At 48.0% G+C, this 14,860-nt stretch carries 16 protein-coding genes; 3 read left to right on the forward strand and 13 right to left on the reverse strand.

Features of this window, described 5'->3' with window-relative positions:
* Positions 1-73 precede the first annotated feature (73 nt).
* Positions 74-1,069 carry an ABC transporter permease gene (locus HP570_RS05075; protein ID WP_041749545.1) on the reverse strand — a complete coding sequence of 332 codons (996 nt, stop codon included), beginning with the start codon at positions 1,067-1,069 and terminating at the stop codon, positions 74-76.
* Positions 1,035-1,994: an ABC transporter ATP-binding protein gene (locus tag HP570_RS05080; protein ID WP_173625068.1), complete on the reverse strand. Its 960-nt coding sequence runs from the start codon at positions 1,992-1,994 to the stop codon at positions 1,035-1,037. Before HP570_RS05080 ends, HP570_RS05075 begins: the two co-directional genes overlap by 35 nt.
* 129 nt (positions 1,995-2,123) lie before the next feature.
* On the opposite strand from HP570_RS05080, the gene HP570_RS05085 reads away from it, so the two are divergent.
* Positions 2,124-2,912, forward strand: coding sequence for a GDSL-type esterase/lipase family protein (locus HP570_RS05085; protein ID WP_087349157.1), 789 nt, complete (start codon positions 2,124-2,126; stop codon positions 2,910-2,912).
* Here the strand turns inward: HP570_RS05085 and HP570_RS05090 are convergent.
* From HP570_RS05090 to HP570_RS05105, 4 genes are all read right to left on the reverse strand, one after another.
* Positions 2,904-4,139, reverse strand: coding sequence for an MDR family MFS transporter (locus HP570_RS05090; RefSeq protein WP_064202854.1), 1,236 nt, complete (start codon positions 4,137-4,139; stop codon positions 2,904-2,906). The genes HP570_RS05085 and HP570_RS05090 overlap by 9 nt on opposite strands.
* A gap of 228 nt (positions 4,140-4,367) precedes the next feature.
* Positions 4,368-5,216: a YtnP family quorum-quenching lactonase gene (locus tag HP570_RS05095; protein ID WP_173625069.1), complete on the reverse strand. Its 849-nt coding sequence runs from the start codon at positions 5,214-5,216 to the stop codon at positions 4,368-4,370.
* 73 nt (positions 5,217-5,289) lie between these two features.
* Complete coding sequence (locus tag HP570_RS05100; protein ID WP_016742437.1) at positions 5,290-5,586, reverse strand: hypothetical protein; 297 nt, start codon at positions 5,584-5,586, stop codon at positions 5,290-5,292.
* A gap of 165 nt (positions 5,587-5,751) precedes the next feature.
* Positions 5,752-7,755 carry an oxidoreductase gene (locus tag HP570_RS05105; protein WP_173625070.1) on the reverse strand — a complete coding sequence of 668 codons (2,004 nt, stop codon included), beginning with the start codon at positions 7,753-7,755 and terminating at the stop codon, positions 5,752-5,754.
* Positions 7,756-7,934: 179 nt separating this feature from the next.
* Between HP570_RS05105 and HP570_RS05110 the strand changes: the two genes are divergently transcribed.
* Positions 7,935-8,078 (forward strand): SRPBCC family protein, encoded by a 144-nt coding sequence (locus tag HP570_RS05110; RefSeq protein WP_172801923.1) that lies wholly within the window; start codon positions 7,935-7,937, stop codon positions 8,076-8,078.
* Positions 8,079-8,158: 80 nt separating this feature from the next.
* Here HP570_RS05110 and HP570_RS05115 read toward each other — a convergent pair whose 3' ends face one another.
* A complete protein-coding gene (locus HP570_RS05115) occupies positions 8,159-8,575 on the reverse strand; it encodes a VOC family protein (protein WP_173625071.1) in 417 nt (138 codons plus the stop codon).
* Positions 8,576-8,780: 205 nt separating this feature from the next.
* Positions 8,781-10,091, reverse strand: a complete 1,311-nt coding sequence (locus HP570_RS05120; protein WP_173625072.1) for an amidohydrolase family protein — start codon at positions 10,089-10,091, stop codon at positions 8,781-8,783.
* Between the two features lie 157 nt (positions 10,092-10,248).
* On the opposite strand from HP570_RS05120, the gene HP570_RS05125 reads away from it, so the two are divergent.
* The gene (locus HP570_RS05125) at positions 10,249-10,677 is read left to right on the forward strand and encodes a MarR family winged helix-turn-helix transcriptional regulator (protein WP_064202858.1); all 429 of its coding nucleotides are present in this window, start codon (positions 10,249-10,251) and stop codon (positions 10,675-10,677) included.
* A gap of 166 nt (positions 10,678-10,843) precedes the next feature.
* Here HP570_RS05125 and HP570_RS05130 read toward each other — a convergent pair whose 3' ends face one another.
* From HP570_RS05130 to HP570_RS05150, 5 genes are all read right to left on the reverse strand, one after another.
* On the reverse strand, positions 10,844-11,314 hold the full coding sequence (locus HP570_RS05130) for a hypothetical protein (protein ID WP_173625073.1): 471 nt from the start codon (positions 11,312-11,314) through the stop codon (positions 10,844-10,846).
* 74 nt (positions 11,315-11,388) lie between these two features.
* Positions 11,389-11,703, reverse strand: coding sequence for a hypothetical protein (locus HP570_RS05135; protein WP_015892313.1), 315 nt, complete (start codon positions 11,701-11,703; stop codon positions 11,389-11,391).
* A gap of 176 nt (positions 11,704-11,879) precedes the next feature.
* Positions 11,880-13,316 carry an LCP family protein gene (locus HP570_RS05140; protein WP_173625074.1) on the reverse strand — a complete coding sequence of 479 codons (1,437 nt, stop codon included), beginning with the start codon at positions 13,314-13,316 and terminating at the stop codon, positions 11,880-11,882.
* Between the two features lie 229 nt (positions 13,317-13,545).
* Positions 13,546-13,683, reverse strand: coding sequence for a hypothetical protein (locus tag HP570_RS05145; protein ID WP_007717021.1), 138 nt, complete (start codon positions 13,681-13,683; stop codon positions 13,546-13,548).
* A 54-nt stretch (positions 13,684-13,737) separates the two neighbouring features.
* Positions 13,738-14,691 carry a carbohydrate kinase family protein gene (locus HP570_RS05150; RefSeq protein ID WP_173625075.1) on the reverse strand — a complete coding sequence of 318 codons (954 nt, stop codon included), beginning with the start codon at positions 14,689-14,691 and terminating at the stop codon, positions 13,738-13,740.
* Positions 14,692-14,860: the final 169 nt, after the last annotated feature.

Raw genomic sequence — 14,860 nt, forward strand, 5'->3', positions numbered from 1 at the left:
CCCTCTCGCTGTCTTTTTCTTTCGTCATGGTAAAGACGAGCAGACTTAGATAAAGGTAACGAAAAAAGTCAAATTAGGATGTGACATCTCTACGGATAAAGGCCGCGTACGCAATAATCAGTGCTGCGATCGCCCATACACTCAACACGGTCAACGAGAACGGCAACGTCATCCCCTTAATCGGAGGCAGTGTTCCATTGAGATAATCCGTCAGCTGCAAGTTTACCACGAACAAGTATTTGGACGATTCCCAGGAGGATGCCATCTGCGTCAGGATCGTTCCGCTAATTAACGCTGCCATCATAATACCCATCCCCGCAGCCGCACTCCGAACCAAAACTGAGACCATAAGCGTTACCGTAGCAACCACGATGCAGACGAACCAGCCTAGACCATACTGCATCAGCAAAAATTGCCATTGCGGCAGCATGAAAGCCCCAGATGTCTCGAGCTCTCCTCCCGATACTTCAAAGCCAGTCAAAATAGGAAGATCCCAACCGGAATAGCCAAACACGACCCCAGAGAGCAAATAAGCAAGAATCAGTGTCGTAAGAACCGTGAGAGAGGTAAACAAAAGCAAGGTGATGTATTTGCTGGTCAGTACCTTCCACCGCCTTACGGGTCGCGTTAATAGCAGCTTGACCGTCCCCTCGCTAAACTCAGAAGATACAAGGTCAACCGCGAGCACGACGATAATCATCGGCAAAAACATCGAAATGGCTTGGTCCATAAAGCCACGGGCGAAAGTAGGCCCCCCCGGTGCCATCGGGTTAATGTCATGATCCAAATAGTATTGCTGCTGCGCGATCCTGACCTTGATAAAATCCCGCCACTCCTCGGGAAGACGGCTTGATGCCAGCCTGTTTTGCATATCGACGATTTGTTGGGTTAATAGCGGACGCCAGTCGGTTGTCCCCATTCGTTCTTGAGCAGTAACAACCGAACGGTATTGTGCGTATGTAAAAATCGGGATCAGAATCGCCAAGATCAGCACGACGACGAGAAAACGGCGCCTGCGCAGCAATTTTATGGTTTCATTCTGTACGAGCCCCACCATGTTCTGCTCCATGACTTCCCCCTCCTCCCGTCAATGTAAGGAACAGGTCTTCCAGTGTAACCGTCTTCGTCGCTATTCCCATCACAGGTATGCCGCCATTGACCAAAGCCTGGTTAGCCTCACTCACTTTTTCTACATCCATGCGTGATTTCAGGCGCTCTTCACTGACCACCCACACCTCTGTCACTGCTGGTAGATTTCGCAGGATTTCCTCGGCCTTTTTTATATGGGAAGACGGGATTGTCCAATCGACCTGATCAGCAAACTGCTCCATCAGTTCTTTGACTAATCCAACCGAAATGACCTTCCCTTGGCTAATAATCGCCACCCTGTCGCACATCATCTCGATTTCACTGAGAAGATGACTCGAAATGAAGACCGCGAGCCCTTCTTCCTCGGCAAGCTTGCGAATAAACTGGCGCAACTCACGGATCCCCGCTGGGTCCAAGCCGTTCGTCGGTTCGTCCAGGATCAATATTTTCGGCCGGTGCAAAAGTGCCTGCGCGATCCCCAGGCGCTGCCTCATTCCGAGTGAGTACGTTTTTACCTTATCATCAATCGCCCGCTCCAAATCAACGAATCGGACGATTTCCTCAATACGCTCAGCCGTTATACCGCCACTCATTCTCGCAAACTGCTCCAGATTCTCTCTGCCCGTCAAAAACTTGTACAGCTCCGGGTTTTCTACGATACAACCAACCTGCGCAATCGCTTGTGGAAACTGTTCTTGAAGGGAGATGCCTCCGATGCGAATATCTCCCCCATCGGCTTTTGCCAATCCAACGAGCATGCGGATTGTGGTGGTTTTGCCTGCGCCATTCGGCCCGAGAAATCCAAATACCTCTCCGGCGAAAACGTCAAACGTAATATCATGAATGATCGGCTTTTTGCCAATCGCTTTTTGCAATCCTTTTACTGAGAGGACCGTTTCGGCCAATGTACGCCCTCCTATCTGAGTCTCCCCTCGTCAACTGACGATGGCGTTGTGTTTATGATACACTGTCATAAGATGTCCATCCACATTATACCATGACCATACACTTTACAACGAATAGGAGGATACCTGATGCGCACATCCGGCCAATTACTTTGGCGCACGGCAGGTCTCTTGTCTTTACTCTCCTTTCTCTTATTTGCGACAGGGTTTGTCCTCGCGATGAATCCACAGCAGTTAGCACCGTCCACAGCAAGCCCACCTGTGCAAAAAGAGCAGCCACCCTCACCTTTACCAGAAAAGGGTGTCCACAAAGTAGTCGCACTAGGGGATTCTCTCACGCGCGGTGCCGGAGACGCAAACGGCCAGGGCTATGTCGGACTCGTTCGCCAAGCATTGGAGAAAAAATCGGGCCATTCGATTACGTTCACAAACCTCGCGATTAATGGACAGGAATCATCTGAGCTGCTCAAGCAAATGTCCCAGGAGCAAGTGAAGAAGCTGCTCGCTGAAGCCGATCTGATTCTTTTTACCATCGGCGGCAACGACTTGTTCAGGCAGACGGGCGGGCTGTATACCATTGAAAAAGAAAAAGTGACCACGGCTCTTAATAAGCTCGCGGTCAACTATGAAGAGATTCTCAAACAGATTCGCAGCGTCAACAAGACGGCGACAATTGTTTACACTTCCCTGTACAATCCTTTTGGCAATACCGAAGCAGCCGTCGACACCATCGGGCCTGTGCTCGACTGGAACAATCATGCATCCCAAATCGCCTCACGGTACCCACAAGTTTTCGTGGTGCCGACCTACGACTTGTTCTTGCGTAAGGAACAAAACTACTTGTATACAGATCACTTCCACCCGAATGCTGATGGCTATAAACGGATGGCGGATCGTATCTTGCAAGCGTTAGAGTGATTCACCCCTCGCTTCATTAAAGGATTTGCCTCGGGTTGCCTCAAAGGCGCGAGCACCCGCCCATTGGAAGGCACTGCTCATCATCGAAGTCGCTGCTACCACCAGGAACAAGGTCGTACCTCCGTAATGTGCTAACAGCAATCCACCCATCCACGGACCGATGAACTGGCCGAGGTTGCTGAAGCTTTTCGCACCGTAATAGCTGCCCCGCATATTCTCTGGGGCCATTCGGTCGATCAGGACGTCCCCTGCGGTAAACGTAAGGATTTCGCCAATCGTGAAAAATACCATCGCCACAATGAAAATCAGCCAGGAATTGGCAAAGGCATACCCCACATCACCAACCGCATACATGACGTTTCCCACCAATATTGCGGTGAGAGGCGTCTTTTTTTCTGCCCAAGTTGTCAACGGAAGCTGCATCATGACAACGACAATCGCATTGACGGTCATCAGGATGGCAAACAGCTCTGTTCCATTCACGACCGTCATTTCTGCGAATTTGGCCAGCGTAGAAGACATCTGCGAGTAGCCAATCGCTCCTAAAACACCAGCGAGCATATACAAGCGAAACGCTTTGTCATTCACGATTACACTGAATGCACGGCTGAATGTAACGACTTCTTTCTTTTGGCCTTCAATTTGTTTAATGCCGAACTTGTTCAATAATCCTTGCAGGCTAATCACATAGATCAGATAAATCAGTGCAGTCACCAGGAAAGGTAGAGCGACAGAGCTTTTGGCGAGTACTACCCCTGCGATAGGCCCTACCGCTACCCCAACATTAATCGCCATGTAGCGAATACCGAATACACGAAGCCTCTTCTCTTGTGGCGTTACATCTGCCATCAACGCCTGTGAGACCGGTTCGTAGAAGGATCGACAGAGTCCCCCTGCTATATTGAGAAATAGGAGAACCCAAGGATCTTTACTAAGCGCAAATCCGACAAACACGAGCGTCCACACGTACAACGCGCCTAGCATGACTCGCCTGCGCCCTATTCTGTCCGACCATGCTCCCGCAAAAAAGCCTCCGATGGTACCCGCGAGCGGTCCTGCTCCAATCGTCAATCCGATCATTGCCAAGCTCATATCTGTTTGATTGGACAAGTATAAAAACAAAAACGGCATGCTCATCGAGCTGGCGGCCCTAACGAACACGGTCCCGACGACTAATGACCAGACGATCGGGTGAAACTCCTGTAAACGCATCTTGATCCAGCTCATTTTCTCTCTCTCCCCACTACTGTTATGCACTCCCACCTCTGCCAGAACAGATGCTCTGTGATGTTCCCATTGTAGAGAGGCATTGGTCGTTCGTCAATGAGCATTCAAAATTTTTTGATTATGAAACTTTTCTATGAGAGTAATCAAAATTTCGATAGGGTTGGACACATTTCTCGTAGACAACGCAAAAGACCGCCAGAAAACACTGACGGTCTTTGCCAATCCTTTTTACAACATCACTTCTAAACGATCAATCATTTCTCCCTGTTCGTTCCATTTCACTGCACGGTAAACGCTATCGTGGTAAAACGTGAACCAAGCGCCTTGCTTGATCCCGTTGATGATCCATTCTTCTTTTGCATAGATGGAGGTCATCGGGTAGTCGTCGTAGGCCATCACCCATAATGGATTTTGGTGAGCGTGTGTAGGCATGATGTCCGCCAGATGCAAAAGCAGCTGCCCCTCTGTCTCCATTCGGACGATCGCATGTCCCTGGCTGTGCCCTCCTGTATGATGAAGCGTGATTCCCGGCACAACTTCGTGCGAAGCGCCGTACGTCTTCACCTGCTTCTCAATCGGACGCCAGTTTTCTTCCCAATATGTATTCTTCGAGCGAACATTCGGCTCTCTCATCTCCGCCCACTCCTGCTCCTGCACGTAGATGACGGCTTGTGGAAATGTAGAAACAAGTTGTCCATCACGTATAGAGACAAGTCCGTTGGCATGATCGTAGTGCATATGTGTCATGATGACAATATCAATATCGGCAGGAGTCAACCCTTTCGCAGCGAGGGATTCCACCACTTGAGACTCTTCCTCCAAGCCAAAATTGCGCTTCTGTTTTTCCGTTAGCCGATCATTTCCCATACCCGATTCAATCAAAATACGCTTGCCATGAGCCTGTACCAGGATCGGGTCAGCACGCAAAGGGATTTGATTCAGATCATTGGATGGGTATCTTTTGCTCCAAAGCGGCTTGGGTACCACTCCAAACATTGCGCCCCCGTCCAGCTTCGTGAGTCCACCTCTCAGCCAAGACAATTGAAACTGACCTACCTGCCATTCGTTCCCTACCATGATCCTGACGCCTCCTCGATTGCTCGGAATGATGATTGAAGTTCGAAAGCGAAAAGCACCCCGTTCAGGGTGCCTACAGCTTTTCTGCTACACTTACAGTTCTAGTCGCCGGGGCGATTTCTAACAGGAGATCACTCGATACAGCCTGCACAGTGACATCTGAATCACTACGTCTATGATGAAGCACGAGTTGCGCTACCTTTTCATTCTCTCGGTAAACGCTGATTAATGTCTGTAACGGATTGGCACTCCCGCCCGCGATCAACTTAAACCCCGGGGCTATCGTAAACGTCCATCCCTCCACCTCTACTAGCGGTGCTAACGAGTACAGGAAGTAACGTTTCCCTAAGAGAATGCCATTATGGTTCATCAAGGCGAGAGCCCCCAATCAAATGAATTTGAACAGTATAACTTCATTTTGCAAAAATTAGCGGTGGTTGAAAAGCGATTCGACAAAACTTCTAAAAAGACGACATACTTTTCTTAATCATAGCCGATTCCTCTTGTTTTCGAAATAGAAAATCTTTTGATCACCTTAAATCGCTCTTCCGACGGTCGCACCCTCCAAAATAGCTCGCTTGGCATCGAGCTCTCCCGCTTCTTTAGCCCCACCTATAAGGTGCACAGGCAGCCGATTAAGCAATGCATGGTATAGCGAATTGTTGGAGGTCGCTCCAGCCGCTACAATGACCGTATCAGCCGGTATCATGCGTTCCTCCCCGTTCTGAATGAAATATACCCCTTCTTCTGCAATTCGGCTGTATTCAATTTGTGTCAGCATCTCTACGCCACGTCGCTTCAGGTTGGCGAGAACCGCCCAACGCGTCGTTTTGCCCAAGCCCGATCCGACATGCTTCCCACGCCGCAGCATGCTGATTTTTCGTTTTCTTTGTTGCAGCTGCTGTACAGCTCTTCCGTCCAGAATCCGATACTCCTGCAAGTACTCCGCTGCCTTCGGTGAGATCGTTTCGTCGTGCATCAGCAAATGGGACAAATCACACGCGATTCCTCCCGCACCGACGATAACCACTTGTCTACCTACCTTGGCGCGCTTTTCAAATACCGCATCATATCCCTTCACATGTCCGAGCTCCACACCTGGAATCTCTGGACGCCGCGGAATGACTCCCGTTGCCACGACAACTTCTGCAAAACCTTCTTCTATTAGTGCTTCTGCCTCTGCCAGTGTTCCCAGCCTGATTTCGACACCAAGACGCGCGAGCTCTGTCTGATAATAGCGAAGCGTTTCATTAAACTCCTCTTTACCTGGCACCTGTCTGGCGTAGTTTAATTGTCCACCGATCTGTTTTTTGGCCTCCATGATGACCACCTGATGCCCTCGCTCTGCCAGCACGCGAGCCGCCTCCAAGCCAGCAGGCCCCGCACCGATTACCGCTACCTTCTTGCAGTTTTCCGCCGGAACCAACCGCCACTCTGCTTCCCTGCCGACAAGCGGATTAACCAGACAGGAGGCTACCTTCCCATCAAAAATATGGTCGAGACAGGCTTGATTGCATGCAATACATGTGTTTACTTCATCAAAACGTCCTTCTTTACTTTTTTGAACGATATACGGGTCCGCTAAAAATGGTCGGGCCATTGAAACCATATCACTGCATTCTTCATACAAAATCGTTTCAGCCTGACGCATGTCGTTGATTCGATTGCTGGCGATAACCGGGATGTTCACGATCTGCTTAACTTGCTGCGCCACCCATACATATGCTCCACGCGGCACCATCATGCCAATCGTCGGTACTTGTGATTCATGCCAGCCAATTCCGACATTGAGAGCATCAACCCCTGCCTCCTCCAGCATTTTGGCAAACTGCAATGTCTCTTCCATCGTCGTACTATCTGGCATCAAGTCCAATCCCGACATCCGGTAGATGATCGGATAATCCGGTCCCACTGCTTGGCGGACACGCTTAGCCACCTCGATGCCAAAGCGGGCTCTACGCAAAAAGTCCCCACCCCACTCATCTTCTCGCTTATTGGTCACAGGGGACAAAAATTGATTGATCAAGTATCCTTCCGAACCCATAATTTCTACAGCATCAAAGCCAGCTTTTTTGGCGCGGACGGCTCCATCAGCAAAGCACTGGATCGTCTCTTCGATTTCCTCAGCGCGTAACTCTCTCGGCTTCCAACGGTTAATCGGCGCCTGCAATGGCGATGGTGCTACCGGGTCTAATCCTGTCGCTTCCTTGTACGCATAACGCCCGGCATGGAACAGCTGCAACGCAATTTTCCCATTGGCTTGATGAACCTCTTTCGTGATCAGGCGCAATTTCTCGATATCCTCGTCTTGGTATACATTGCAATACTCGTCGCCCATGCCGCCTTCTGGATGTACGGCAGCCCCTCCTGTCACGATCAGACCAGCCTCTCCATTCGCACGCTCTGCGTAAAAAGTAGCAAGCCGCGCTACACCATTCTGCAGCTTTTCAAATCCAACGTGCATGGACCCCATCATAATCCGATTTGGCAACGTCATCGACCCAATTTGGATCGGTTCCCATACTTTTGAAAGTTCCACGTTAAACGCCCCCTAACGAGTGAATGCTCATTCATTTTTATTATCTATACGATTCTCTCTCTTCTCTTTATATTCCTTCTTCCTCACTATAAAAGCGGGAGTCGTCAGAATAAAGCCATCCACGGATCTAAACTCAATAATAAAGTTTTCTTAGTGTTTCCATGGAAGGCGGAAGAAGAGTGGATATTGCTTTCGTCGATCAAGGGAATGAGACGAAGGTCATTGAAACGTTCGACGCGGAAAGCTCCAATCCCGTCGAGTTCCAGCAAGCAGGCTGGCAAGCGATCATGGACAATTTCAAAGCCTATACCGAACAAAACTAATCATCGCGAAGAAGACGCCGGGGAAGGATGCCCGGCGTCTTTCTTTTTGAACCCTAGTACGAGCGTGCTCTCCGTTAGCCTTAACCTTGTGCCGCATCCATGTTCATGTAGTTAATGGCCCACAGATGGCCGTCCAAGTCCACGAAGCCCCAATGATACATGAACCCATGATCTTCAGGTTCAGCGTGCAATTTCCCGCCCAAGGAGACCGCAGTATTCACAATTTCATCGACCTTTTCCCGGCTCTCGAAGGCCAATGCGATCGTCATCTGCGCATACTTGCTCGTATCGACGGGTTCCTTCTCCGTGAGCGTATTAAAGAATGCTTGATTGATCAGCATGACCTGCAGGTTGTCGCCGATCACGATGGCTACCGAATTCTCGTTCTCGGGGAATTGCGGGTTGAGCTCGAATCCGAGTCCGGTGAAGAACGCTTTCGATTGTTCTACGTTTTTTACAGGCAGGTTGAAGCTCGTGAATGCGGACGTTAATGCCATTTTCAAAACACCTCTTCGTCAAATTAGTTTGTGTTCATTTTTGCCTTCGTTTATATAGACGACAGCCGAGGGACATGGTTCCAATCCTAGTAATTCGTGAGTTGTTCATACTATCCTGCCCGCTATTTTAACGTGGCCTCAGTCTAGAACTTTATTATCTCTGGACATCTACCTCGAAGAGTGCCCTGCCACAAAAGTGTTTTGATTAGTTTAGTATCTGTACACCTTTGAACCATACGACTTTAATGGACAGGGTATCTGAGATGTTGGTTATCGGATCACCGTTTACGAGTATAAGGTCAGCGCGCGCACCCTCGGCAATACGGCCGCGATCGACAAGACCAAAGCAACGGGCTGGTTTCGAGGTAGCCGACCGAAGCGCTTCTATCGGAGTGAACCCGGCCTTCACCAGCAATTGCATTTCATGATGGACGCTGGCTCCATGAGCAAGGCCGCCGAGACTCGGAATGGGAACCGGAGCTACATCCGTCCCTACCAGAATATCAACTCCGGCATGGTGTAGGTCCATCACATTCTGAAAGCTGTTCTCCATATTGCCTTGTGGAAACGTATTGAAACTGGAGTTCAAGATATCGATCCAATCCGGACTTAATTTGGAATGAACACGCGGATCATTCGCCAATTCCGATGCTGGATTTCCAATAATAGATGAATTCAATACCAAGCACGGTGTAACAAAAGCGCCTGAACTCGCTATAGAGTTCACTAGCTCGGACGTGTACGCGGGTCTGTCGATAAACAAGTGGCCCAAACCGTCGACTCCAAAATTGATGGCTTCTTGGGATGAACGAGCCGTCAAGACGTGGGCGATGACCAACTTATCGAACTTGTGGGCTTCTGTCACGGCTGTTTTCAGAATCTCGTCGCTTAGTACAGGCAGGCCAGGTGCACCCATGACCGTTCCTTCTTCAATCATGATCTTAATATAATCGGCCCCATTTTCCACTTGCGTATGCACATGTTTAATCGCCTCTTCCACCGTCGTCACTTGCGGTATTTCTTCGTGATCGTGAGCGTATGCAGCCAACATCGCTTCTCGGTTTTCCTCTGATAGCTTCTCTAGTTCCTTTAAAACGAATTCTGGTATTTCATCTCCATCCGGCAGTAATTCATCTGGGTGTCCGCCCGGAGCGGTGATCGCTGTGCCAGCAGAACGGACGTCTGCGACGCCATTCACATTTTTCAACTGAATCTCTCGCCCTCTTTTCGTAAAATCGCCGTTCATTTCGAGTTCTGTTGTAACGCCGAATTTTAGGGCATCTCGTAATCCTGCAATTGAGGTATGGACATGTGCATCAATCAGACCAGGCATCAGTGTCGAATTTTCTCCATCGATAATCGTAGCATCTGCCGGAATGTCTCCACCCACAGAAATAATGGACTCCCCTTTCATGACAACATGTCTGGGGGCAATCATTTGATTTCCATCAAAGATCCGTACATTTGTAATCGCCGTAACTTGTTCTAACGCAGCATGTTGAGCTACCTTCTCCATTTGAATTCCTCCCAAGTGTTTGCTATTCAACAATTCGGAGTATAATTGTTAGTTATCTAACTGTCAACAAACTAACTTTCGTTTGACACGAAAGCTGGATCTCTGTATAGTTTATTTGCTTACAGTTAGTTTTCTAACAATATAGGGAGGTACGATCATGAAGCCTCGCAAGTATACGCCTTATCTGGATTTGTTTCAGATTATTGGCCTTAAATTAAAGAAAAAAGCGGACGATAGCATAAAAGAGTTAGGATTAAACGCTCAACAAGGAAAAGTAATTGGCTATATCTACGAGAAGCAAGAAACTGGATTAATTCAGAGGGATCTTGCTGATCGGTTTCATCTGCGCGGGGCTAGCATTACAAGTATGCTTCAAGGTCTTGAGCAAAGAGGATTTATCGAGCGTAAAATCCCAGCCAATAATGAACGGCAAAAAAATATTTATGTTTTACCAAAAGCCGTTGAATTGATTGAAGACTTTAATGACTCCTTCCAAAAGGTGGAGGACGAAATCACTCAAGTCCTTACCGAAGAGGAAAAGCAAACCTTGAAGGAATTGTTGATTAGAATTAATGAACGCTTATAATTGCGGTTGGAATCTGCATCGAAGGTCGCTTGGAGACGATAGTTGAATGACAAGAATGGCGGACACATACTATACATGTATAATATGTGTCCGCCATTTATTGTCTTTTTTCAATTTAGTTCTTGATAAGATTAAGCCTGAGCTTTTTGCATGGACAACCTATTTTTTATGTGCCGAGTTTGACGAGTATCCCCAAATCCGCAGAAAATTTTCCGATGGTTTCTGTAAATGTCAATTCCTCCGCTTCTGTTCGCGGCATTTCCACGACAAAGTGATAATCCAGCACGACATTCGCTCCTGTCTGCTTACCAGGCTCCACAAAGCGGCGCTTTTCTGTCAACGAGCACTCCGCTACCAAGCTTCTTGCTTGCGTCCATAGCTGTTGAATCTCCTCATCTTGCAAGCTATAAGGATAGTCAATTTCCACTTCAATTTCACAGCTGTCCTCTTCCGCAAGTGTAAACAAATGGATGGTAGCCGTTGGTTGCTTCTCGTCCTCCGCCTCGGAAAACGTGATCAGAACCTCTTGCCCTTCCGATTCTTCCAGCAACGAATGATCTGAGCGCAAGACGATATCCGAAATCATTCCATGCGTATGTAACTGTTGATTTAGTTTTTCCACCATAAATTGTAGCACGTACTTTTTCCTCCTGTTTCACCATATTCTCTCGTAGCAGTATAGCACGAGTCCTACAAATGCGAAAAACCCCTTCACGAGGAAGGGGTCGGTGTATTGTTGATATTTTTTTGATTCATGAATTCGGACAGCCACGCACGACGTACTTCTTTGTTTGGACAGTAGCCTAAAATGTAGCTTTCTCCGCGCATATATTTTTCCTTAATCCACTCTTTATGCTTGCGGAAAAAGGCGTGCTGGAAATCAATCGGCATCTGCTGATATTCTTCCAAAGCTGAAGGGTTCTGGAGGAAAAAATCTTCATCGTACACAAACTCTTCATTTTGTTGGCGGCTGATCAGGTACACAAAAGCAATCACCAAGAACAGGTTCACCAAGAAAATCGTCATAGAAATCCCTCCAGTCAGTAATAATTATCTGATTAATCTGTCTTATCAGCATATTATTATTGTACCACGAAATTGGTGTTTTCTAAACCTTTTCCATAAACGAATTTTTAAAAATTTATGATGAATCGACAAATAAAAAACACCCGCTCGTGATGAACGGGTGTTTTTCGTACTCGTTAGGAGTTCGTGCTCGGACCATCTGTAGTTGTGGGACCAGCATCCTGACTGGTCGGCGGGGTGATATCCGGCGGTGGAGTAGCGTTATTACCTGGTACAGTTTGTGTTGCATCAGTCGCAGGCTTCTGTGCTCCCTGACCTTGATCTGTCGACTGACCTTGCCCCTCTGTGTTTACGACATCAGGTGGCGGCATTGCGCCTTCATTTGCCATACCGTCTTGATCGTCGGTCGGATTCGTCGGCTCTTGTTCTTTCGGAGCCTCCGTTTTATGTTTCGTTGACGCTGCTGATTCTGTCGTTTTCTTCTTGACGCTCTTCTTGTTGCTAGTCGCAACCGCTTCACCAGTACCGAGTATCGGGGAATTGTTGAGCGACGCTACGACGCTCCCTGTCACTCCCATCTCTGATTGCAAGGAATTGCGAACAGTCTCGAGCTTTTCTTTTTCGAGATACGTATATCCTCCGCTCCAATATGCCCCATTATCCAATGCAGTGACCGTAGAGGAATTAAATCCTTTGAAATCGTAGGCCAAGCCTTTGATCTGATCCTTGGAAAGATCGGTATGTATATTCTTGGCGCCTACGTCCATGACATTAAATATCTTTGTCAAGCCTTCAAGAGAGGCCGTTTTGTCCACGACTGCCTTGATGACTTCTTGTTGGCGACGGTTGCGGTCGAAGTCACTGGAATAGTACTTCGTTCCACGGTTGTCGTGACGATGTCGTACATAACCAAGTGCTTGCTCGCCATTCAACTTTTGAAGTCCTGGCTGGAGATTGATGTGTGTATCGTCAGTCGGATCATCGTATACCAGTCTGCGATCCACATTGACTTCCACACCACCTAATTCGTCAATGACGGCTTTGAAACCATCGAAATCAATGGCTACAAAATGCTCAATCGGAATACCCAGTATTTCATTCAACGTTTTCTTCGTTAAGGAAATACCGTCTTCAGTAACCGTCTGGTTTTTGCGCTCTGCTTGCCTGCGTTCTGCCTCGCCATTGGCATAGACAGAATTGATCTTATGGTAGTCGCGATAGCCCGGGATCTTGACGCGTGTGTCCCGCGGAATCGATACCATGGTAACCTTCTTCGTCTTCGGGTTGGCAACTGCCACGATCATTACGTCTGTATTCATGGAACCTGTTTCAGGACGGGAATCAGAACCAAGCAATACGAACGACATTGGCTTATCCGAGTAGTAAACGGGATCGGTATTTTGGGATACTGGCGAAGTAAATCCGCTGTTTGCAGGGTTCGTTACTTCCGTCAGAGTGTCTTCAATTTTCCAATAAATCGCTCCAGCCACACCGCCAACCAGCAGCAAGGTCATCAATGTGATGGATACCACGAGTTTACGTATTTTTCGATTACGGCTCGGCTGTTTCTTTCGAGAAGCTGAAGCGCGTGTTTTCACAACAGTATCTGGCATATGAATCAGTCTCCTTGTTCGCGCACGCTTTTTGACAAAGTAAAGGGAGGCACGATTTTGAATTGTGCCACTCGACAATATGCACCACTATTTTCTTCAGTTGGCAATACTCTGATTCAGGTATTGTACCATATCGTTGTCTGCATTTGTAGAAAAATGTTCCTTTAAACGAAAAGTCCCCCATCTTTTTGTCGATAAGGGGACTTTAGTTGCATATATCATTTTTGGCTTATTGCAAGCCGCGTGGTGCCTGACTAAATCCTTGTACAGGACCCTCAGGACGCTTGTTTTTGGAGCGGTGTGAATCTCCGCCCTGCCGAACATGGCTTTCTTGTTTTCCATTCACATCATTCGATTTCTTTTCCATGACATACACTCCTCCTCTGTAACTAACGGGTAGTGTACGTCAAGCTATGTATTTTCATTCTCTGCTGAGGATCTGTCTTTCTTTTGCGGCATAGTAATCTTTTCGTGCCAAAAGGACATCGATATCATATCGTCCGTTTCCCTTCGTTCTCATCTCGGCCAGAGCAACGCCGAAAGCAGCTTGTTCTACAAGGGTCAACGCTTTGTTTTGCGCATAAATGATACCCGCAGCAAACGCATCCCCCGCGGACTCTCGGATCGGCATAATTGGTGCAGCAAGCCATTTTTCCTCCTGTGCGGTGCACAGCCACAGCCCTGCTTCCCCACAAATGACCATGACCTGATGAATACCTTCTGCCACTAATTTTTTCGCGCATTCTTCCACATCATTATAAGAATGAAGGGTTTGGCCACCTAACACTTCCAGTTCATCAATGCTGGTGACAAGTATATGAACGCCTTCAAGCATCCCATTCCATTTTTCTGCTTTTTTCACAGAAACAGGATCTACGACGATCTTTTTGTCGAGTCTTCTGGCTTCCGTCAAGAATGCCCGCATAACCTCGACGGGAAGATTGGCATCCAGAAACAAGCCAGCGGCCTGTGGCAAGCGTTTGAGACCTTGCTGGATAATATCGGCTGGCCACTCTTCATTTAGTTCCATATCCGCAACAGCCGTGTACAATTCACCGTCACGATCACGAATAGCCAAGTAGCGCCCAGTCGATTTCCCTGCGATTCGCAACATACCATGAGTAGCTACTCCACTATTTGCAGTGACCTGTCTTAGCCACTCGCCGTCTGCGTCTTCTCCTACCAGAGCAAACAGCTGCACTTCTTCTCCTAGCCATCCCAGATTTTCCGCCACGTTTCGAGCTACGCCGCCTGCCTCTTGATGCACTTCACCCGGATTACTTGTTCCAGGCAACAGTCTGGCAGAGGTGACTCCCTGCACGTCAACATTGGCTCCTCCCACGCATAGCCAGTATTCTGTTATACCTTCCAGCATTCCAGCATTCCCCCTAGCGTTCTGCTCATGGTCTAGTCCATTGTGCTTTTCTCTTTTGTTCGACAGCGTCTCCCTTTTTACCTACCTTTTTAAAAACTTCCTGACAGATCAAATCCTTTATCTTCGACCATCATATTCCCAGTATTCATGGATGACGTTCTGTAGAATC

Origin of the sequence: Brevibacillus sp. RS1.1 (assembly GCF_013284365.1) — a bacterium.
Classification (GTDB): Bacteria; Bacillota; Bacilli; order Brevibacillales; family Brevibacillaceae; genus Brevibacillus; species Brevibacillus brevis_D.